Here is a 7,466-nt window from a genome sequence, read left to right on the forward strand (position 1 = left end):
CCATGACACCCTCGGTACAAACCCGTTCCGCGTCCCCCACCATGGTGAAGACGCTGACATCGCCGGCGGGCGTCGAGGCATGGCATGTCGAATCCGACGTGGTGCCGCTGATCGCGGTCGCGTTCACGTTTGAGGGAGGTTCGGCGCAGGATCCCGCCGACAAGCCGGGCGTCGCGCAGATGCTGAGCCGCCTGCTCGACGAGGGCGCGGGAGATTACGATTCCGACGCGTTTCAGGAACGCTTGGCCGGCCGCGCCATCGAACTCTCGTTCACCGCCGGCAACGACGCCATCGGCGGGTCCCTGAAGACGCTGGTGAAACACGCCGACGAAGCCTTCGAGCTGCTTCGCCTCGCCCTCGCGGAGCCGCGTTTCGACGCGGATTCCATCGAACGCGTGCGCGCGCAGACCATCGCGGGCCTGCGTTACCAGCAGAACGATCCCGGCGTCATGGCGACGCGGTGCTTCTTCGAAGCAGGCTTTCCCGACCACCCCTATGCGCGCCCGACCTCCGGCACGGTCGAGAGCGTGGAACGCATCACCCAGGACGATATCGTGGCGATGCATCGCCGGTTGATCGCACGCAGCCGCGTCAAGGTCGCGGTGGTGGGCGCCATTGCCGGAGACCGGCTCGCCGCGCTCGTCGACAAGGTTTTCGGGTCGCTGGAGCAGGCCTCACCGCTGGCTGTCGTCGAGCCGGCTCTCCTGAATGCCCGCGGCCAGCGCCTGGTGGCCGATCTCGATGTGCCGCAATCGGTCATCCGCTTCGGCACCCAGGGCATCACCTGGCGCGATCCCGGATTCATTCCAGCCTATGTGCTCAATCACATTCTCGGCGGCGGCGCCTTCACGTCGCGCCTGTTTCAGGAAGTGCGCGAGAAGCGCGGGCTTGCCTACAGCGTCGGCACCTCCCTGGTGAGCTATCGCGCATCGTCGATCACCTGGGGCTACACGGCGACGAAGAACGAGCGCGTACCCGAATGCCTCGACGTCATCGGCTCCGAAATCGCACGTCTTCACGCCGACGGCCCGACCGACGAAGAATTGCAGAAGGCCAAGGATTATCTGGTGGGCTCCTATGCCCTCGGCTTCGACACCTCCACCAAGATCGCCCACACCCTCGTGCAGATCGCCTTCGAGGGCTTAGGCATCGACTATATCGCGCGCCGCAACGATCTGGTCTCGGCCGTCACGCAGGCCGACATCAAGAGCGCGAGCGACCGGGTCTTCGGCTCGGGCGAGATGCTGACCGTGATCGCAGGGCGGCCCACGGGCCTCTAGCCGTTTTCCTGCCGCTACCCTAGTGTTCTTCCCCTGTTCGAAGACGACCCGGAGCGTTCCCGCATGGCCTTGAAGCAATCGATCGATCTCGCCCTCGCCTCCAGGATCGGCGCGAGCGGCCTTCCGACGATGGCACTGGACGCGGCCCTCTCCGCGGTCGCTACCGCGCTCGCGCGCCTCGCGGAGGACGATGCGTCGGGCCGCCTTCCGCTGCTGAAGCTTCCCTATGCGACGGACGACCTGCCGGCGATCCGGGAGGCGGCCTCGTTCCTGCGCCGCGATGCGACCGACGTGGTGTTCCTAGGGACAGGCGGCTCGAGCCTCGGCGGGCAGGCCCTGGCGCAGCTGAAAGACTACGCGGTGCCCGGAGCCGGGCGCTTCACCGACGGGCCGCGCGTGCATTTCCTCGACAATCTCGATCCCATCACCTTCGACCACATCCTGCACCGGCTGCCCCTGTCCTCCACGCGGTTCGTCGCGATCTCCAAATCGGGCGGGACCGGCGAGACCCTGATGCAGACGATCGCGGTCCTGTGTGCGCTCGACAAAGCCGGTTTGCGGGCCCGTCCCGCCGAGATGATCCTCGGACTTTCCGAACCTCGGGTCGCGGGCGGCAAAAACGGCCTTCGCGATCTTCTCGAACCGGAAGGCGTGCGCTTCCTCGATCATCATCCCGGAATCGGCGGCCGCTTCTCGGTTCTGACCAATGTGGGCCTTCTGCCCGCGGCCGTTCTCGGCCTCGATGTCGCGGCGGTGCGGCAGGGCGCGGCCGATGCGTACGATCCGCTTCGCGCCGGCGGAAACGCCAAGGATATGCCGGCGGCTCTCGGCGCCGCCCTCAACATCGCCACCGGTCTCGAAGGCCGGAACATCACCGTCACGATGGCCTATGCGGACCGGCTCGAGCGCTTTACCCGCTGGTGGGTGCAACTCTGGGCCGAGAGCGTCGGCAAGGACGGGAAGGGCTCCCAGCCGGTGGCGGCCATCGGGCCGGTCGACCAGCACAGCCAGATGCAGCTTTATCTCGGCGGCCCCAACGACAAGCTGTTTACCGTCCTGACCACCGGCGTGGCCGGTCTCGGACCTGTCATGGACGAGAAATTGTCGAAACGCGCCGGCGAGCCGGGCTTTGCCGGCAAGCGCATCGGCGATCTCGTGGCGGCGCAGGGCAGGGCCACCGCCGACACCCTGGCCAAGAACGGCCGTCCGACTCGCACGATGCATGTGGACAAGCTCGACGAGCGCTCGCTCGGCGAATTGCTGATGCACTTCATGCTGGAGACGATCCTGACCGGCTATGCGCTCGGGCTCGATCCGTTCGATCAGCCGGCGGTGGAGGAAGGCAAGATCCTCGCCAAGCAATATCTGGCGGAGGCGCAGTAGGCGCGCATCCCTCCCTGCGATACCGAGCGGCAAACGTGCCGGGTGCGGGACTTTCGAGTCTGGCTCGCGTACCCTCCAGCGCCTATCCTCCTGTGCCGATTCGCGTGAGCTCCCACCGCCGATGAACGTCCGCCGTCTCGATCCCATCCTGGTCGATCGCATCGCCGCCGGCGAGGTGGTGGAGCGTCCGGCCGCGGCCGTGAAGGAACTGGTGGAGAACGCGGTCGATKCGGGCGCCCGCTCCATCGAAATCGCCATCGAGGCCGGCGGCAGAAAGCTCATCCGCGTCGTCGATGACGGGCACGGCATGTCACCGGACGATCTTGCGCTGGCGGTCGAGCGCCACGCCACCTCGAAGATCCCCGACGGCGATCTGTTTGCGATCCAGACGCTGGGTTTCCGCGGCGAGGCCCTGCCGTCCATCGGCGCGGTCGCCCGCCTTGCCATCACGACTCGGGTCGCGGGCGCTGAGACCGCATCATCCATCGTGGTCGAAGCGGGCGTGAAACATCCGGTGCGGCCCGCCTCCGCGCCCGTGGGCACGCGGATCGAGGTGACCGATCTTTTTGCCGCGACCCCCGCGCGGCTGAAATTTCTCAAGAGCGACCGCGCAGAGGCGCAGGCCGTCGCCGAGATCGTGAAGCGGCTCGCCATCGCGCATCCGCATATCCGTTTCACGCTCGCGGGCGAACACATCACGCCCTTCACCTATGCGCCCGAGGAGGAGACCGAGCATGGTTTCCTGCGGCGGTTGTCGCGGGTGCTGGGTTCGGACTTCAACGACAACGCCATGACGATCGGCATCGAGCGCGAAGGCGTGCGCGTCAGCGGGTTCGCCGGTTTGCCGACCTTCCATCGCGGCACGTCGAGCCACATCCATTTCGTCGTCAACGGTCGCCCCGTGCGCGACAAGCTGCTGCTCGGCGCCGTGCGCGGCGCCTATTCCGACGTGATGGCGTCCGACCGTCATCCGATCCTCGCACTGATGATCGAGCTCRACCCGCGCGACGTGGACGTGAACGTGCATCCGGCCAAGACCGAAGTGCGATTTCGCGATCCCGCCTTCGTGCGCGGCTTCGTCGTCGCGGCGCTCAAGGAAGCCATCACGCGCTCGGGGTTTCGCTCGGCCACCACCGGCGGCATGCAAACGCTCGAAAGTCTTCGCCCCCATGGGGCCTATCCGTCGTATCACCCGCTGCACGGCGTCGCGAGCCACCATCGCGGACCGTCCATCCGGCCGGCAAGTTTCGCAGGATGGCAGGCGCCTGTTCCGCCGGAATACGGACAGGGTTTCTCCGAGCCGCAGCGCGCTTTCTCGGAATTTTCCGCACCATCCGCGGATAGCCGCGCCATGCAAGGCGAACGCGAAGCCGTCTCCGACACCTCGCCGCTCGGCGCGGCGCGCGCGCAGGTTCACGGCACTTATATCGTCGCGCAGACGCAGGACGGTATCGTCATCGTCGACCAGCACGCGGCCCACGAGCGCCTCGTCTATGAGCGGCTCAAGCGCGAGCGCGATTCATCCGGCATCGCACGACAGATGCTGCTGATCCCCGAAGTAGTCGATCTCGATCCCGTCGACGCGGACCGCGTTATCGCCCAGGCCGAAACGCTGGCGAGCCTCGGGCTCGCAATCGAGCCTTTCGGGACCGGAGCGCTCCTCATTCGCGAAGTGCCCTCGGCGCTGGCGGGCGGACGCATCAAGGCGCTGGTGCAGGATGTGGCGGATGCGCTGGCCGAATGGGGCGAGGGCAGTGCGAGCCCGGTCGAGGCCCGTCTCGACGCAGTTCTGTCGCGCATGTCCTGCCACGGCTCGATCCGCGCCGGACGCCAGCTCAAGCCCGAGGAAATGAACGCGCTGCTCCGCGAAATGGAGGTCACGCCCTTGTCGGGCCAATGCAACCACGGGCGGCCGACCTATGTGGAGCTGAAGCTCAGCGATATCGAACGGCTGTTCGGACGGCGGTGAACGACCGGACATTCCTTGGTGGCCTGCGCGACCTCTCGGTCTACGCAGGGGACAAGAACGCTTCGACCACCGAGAGGAGCACCGTCAGCCATTGCGGGTTGCGGCAGCGTGCTGCCGCAACCCTAGGCCTTCCGAGCAGGCCGCTGAGTTTCAAGAACTCCCCTCGCAAGATCAGAGAGGCTGAGCATCCGCCATGCGCGTGTCCGAGAGGACAACCACCTCGGTTCCGACGGGCACACGCGCGTACAGGTCGAGAATATCGGGATTGAGCATGCGGATGCAGCCGCTCGACACCGCCTCGCCAATGGTATCCGGCTCGGTCGTGCCGTGGATCCGGTACAAGGTGTCCCGGCCGTTCTCGAAGAGATAGAGCGCACGCGGACCCAGGGGATTGCGCAATCCGGGAGGCATGCCGCTCGCATAGGGGCGGTTCCGCTCGGGATCGCGCTTGATCATCGCGGCGGTAGGCGTCCAGCGCGGCCAGGGTGCCTTGCGGCCCACCTGCGCCCGTCCGGCCCATTTCATGCCGTCGGCCCCAACGCCGATGCCATATCGGATCGCACGCCCGTTTTCCCGCACGAGGTAGAGATGGCGGTTGGCCGTATCGATCACGATGGTACCCGGCCGCTCGCGGGTTTCGTAGGGCACTTCACGCCTCAAAAACTGGGGATCGACGATGGAGATGTCGGTCGCCGGGAGGGGAAATTTCTCGTTCGGCTGCGGTCCGTACATGGCCACATAGGACGGATGCGGGGCATTGAGGGTGCCATCCTGGGGCGGCTGTGTGGAGACGCAGCCGGCCATCGTCAGGGCAAGCAGCGTGATCCCGATCAGCACAAGGTGGAGGGAGGGGTTCTGGCCGGGAAGGAAACGGAAAGGGGACATGGACTGGTTTGCTTTTTCGAGAGGAGACTGGGCGCGCGACCTTGCCCGCCACTGCGACGGCGAAGGAGCCGAGGTGGTTCATTGACGCGATGGCGCGGTCGAGCGGAGTTTGAAGTGGCAGCCGTCAGGCCGCGCGACCCTGTGCGCCGGGGCCGGTGCCTCCGCCAGGGGGGAGGGGCGGGGAGGCCACGGTGGTCGGGCACCGCGCAGACGAATGAGGTTTGATAGGCATGATCAGGCTCCGAGAAGGCTCCGCACGCGGTCGCGCGCGAGCCCCCTCTGTCATTGGCCTGAGAGTTTCATCGCCTCCGACTCGCTCGGCCGCGACTTACACCGTGGGCGGGAGCACGACGCTCCGCTTTTCAGAGTGTTCCATCGACAAGCGGTCCTCGGTGCCTGAGAGTTTCCGGGGCGGTTGCTCCTTCGGCGGCCAGCACGCTGGCTCTCTCCCGCTTGTGATGGTTTGAAATTGCGGGACTTTGCGGCTGAATTGTGAAGCTTGGACCCTATCCGCGCCCTGTCGGCGTCTGCCGCGAAAAGGAAATCATTCTGTTGCCGGAAGGGCACAGGTTGCGCGGAGAACCAGCGACCGGCCGTTCGGCGAAGGCCGTTCATCGCCTATCCGGCAAACCTTCCGACCACCACCTGCGTCTCACCGTATTCCCGCCGCTCGATTTCCGTGAAGCCTGCGGGAAGCGTCAGCGGGGTGCTGTGCGCTTCCTCCACCACCACCAGCGCGCCGGGCGAGAGCCAGCCGCCTTCGGCGCAGGCGGCGAGTGCTTGCGGCGCGAGGTCCCGGCCGTAGGGGGGGTCGCAGAATACCAGCGAGAAGGGCGCATTCGGCGCGGCCGGGCCCATTCGGGTGGCGTCGCGGCGGAAGAGGCGGGTCGCGCCGCCGGCGCCGAAAGCCTCGACGTTTTCGCGGATGAGGCTGCGGGCTTCCGAGCCTTCATCGACGAACAAGGCGAAAGCGGCGCCCCGCGAGAGGGCCTCGAGACCCATCGCGCCGGTGCCGGCGAATAGATCGAGAACACGCGCGCCCTCGACCGCGTCGACATAGCCGTGCTGCAACACGTTGAAGAGCGACTCGCGCAGGCGGTCCGAGGTCGGACGGATCGCGTCCGATTTTGGTGTCGCCAGCGAGCGGCCGCGCCAGCGCCCGCCCACGATTCTCACGGCCTAGACCTCACGGCCGCCGGCCCCTCGGCCCACCTTTGGTCCCGCCTTTGGGTCCGCCCTTGAAGCCGCCACCCGAACCGCCGCGAGGGCCGCCCTTGTGGCCGCCGCCGGGACCGCCTCTCGGCCCGCTACGCGCAGGGCCTTCGCCCGGTCCAGGACCTTGGCCGCGCGACGGAGCGCGGCGAGGGCGGTCGTCGCCTCCCGCGCGGAAGGGCTTGTCGCCCTCACGGCTGCGGAACGGGCGATCGCCTTGTGGCTTGCGGGGYCGGTCATCGCCCTCGGGACGCGCGCGGAAGGGCCTGTCGCCTGCCGGACGATCCGCGCGCGGCGCCCGCGGACGCTCACCCTCGTCACTGCGAGCGCGGAACAGACGGTCGCCCTGCGGCTTGCGGGGACGCGCATCCCCCTCGGGACGGGCGCGGAAGGGCCTGTCACCACTCGGGCGATCCGCCCTTGGGGTGCGCGGACGCTCATCGCCCTGGGGGCGTGCGCGGAAGGGCGGGTCACCGCTCGGGCGCTCCGCCCGTGGGGCGCGTGGACGCTCATCGCCCTCGGGACGGGCGCGGAAGGGCCGGTCGCCGCTCGGGCGAGCGGGGCGGTCGTCATCGCGGCGCGGGGCACGGCTGAAGCCGCCCTCGCGGTCCCGGGGTTTCGGCCCCTCGTCGCGATCGGGGCGGCGGCGGGGACGGTCATCGCCTGCCGGCGCGGCGCGGAAGGAATCCCGCCGCGGCTTGCGCGCGGGTTCTTCGTCACGCGGCGTGCTCACCAGC

The 7,466-nt window shown here is 67.9% G+C and carries 6 protein-coding genes and 1 riboswitch; of the genes, 4 read left to right on the forward strand and 2 right to left on the reverse strand.

The window, feature by feature from the left end; all coding sequences use genetic code 11:
- The first annotated feature begins 2 nt into the window (after positions 1-2).
- The 3 genes from AC1DVM_RS13525 (at position 3) to mutL (ending at position 4,632) form a co-directional block, all read left to right on the forward strand.
- The gene (locus tag AC1DVM_RS13525; protein ID WP_477254947.1) at positions 3-1,280 is read left to right on the forward strand and encodes a M16 family metallopeptidase; all 1,278 of its coding nucleotides are present in this window, start codon (positions 3-5) and stop codon (positions 1,278-1,280) included.
- Between the two features lie 63 nt (positions 1,281-1,343).
- Positions 1,344-2,663, forward strand: a complete 1,320-nt coding sequence (locus tag AC1DVM_RS13530; RefSeq protein WP_477254948.1) for a glucose-6-phosphate isomerase — start codon at positions 1,344-1,346, stop codon at positions 2,661-2,663.
- A 121-nt stretch (positions 2,664-2,784) separates the two neighbouring features.
- Positions 2,785-4,632: a DNA mismatch repair endonuclease MutL gene (gene mutL, locus AC1DVM_RS13535; protein WP_477254949.1), complete on the forward strand. Its 1,848-nt coding sequence runs from the start codon at positions 2,785-2,787 to the stop codon at positions 4,630-4,632.
- A 171-nt stretch (positions 4,633-4,803) separates the two neighbouring features.
- Here the strand turns inward: mutL and AC1DVM_RS13540 are convergent, their stop codons facing one another.
- A complete protein-coding gene (locus tag AC1DVM_RS13540; protein ID WP_477254953.1) occupies positions 4,804-5,436 on the reverse strand; it encodes a L,D-transpeptidase in 633 nt (210 codons plus the stop codon).
- Between the two features lie 454 nt (positions 5,437-5,890).
- Positions 5,891-5,979: riboswitch (glycine riboswitch) on the reverse strand.
- Between the two features lie 156 nt (positions 5,980-6,135).
- Positions 6,136-6,693, reverse strand: a complete 558-nt coding sequence (gene rsmD, locus AC1DVM_RS13545; protein WP_477254950.1) for a 16S rRNA (guanine(966)-N(2))-methyltransferase RsmD — start codon at positions 6,691-6,693, stop codon at positions 6,136-6,138.
- Between the two features lie 163 nt (positions 6,694-6,856).
- Here rsmD and AC1DVM_RS13550 point away from each other — a divergent pair.
- Positions 6,857-7,466 (forward strand): hypothetical protein (locus tag AC1DVM_RS13550; protein WP_477254951.1); only part of this gene is annotated, 610 nt, incomplete at its 3' end.

It is taken from the genome of Microvirga sp. P4_A5 (genome assembly GCF_056402495.1).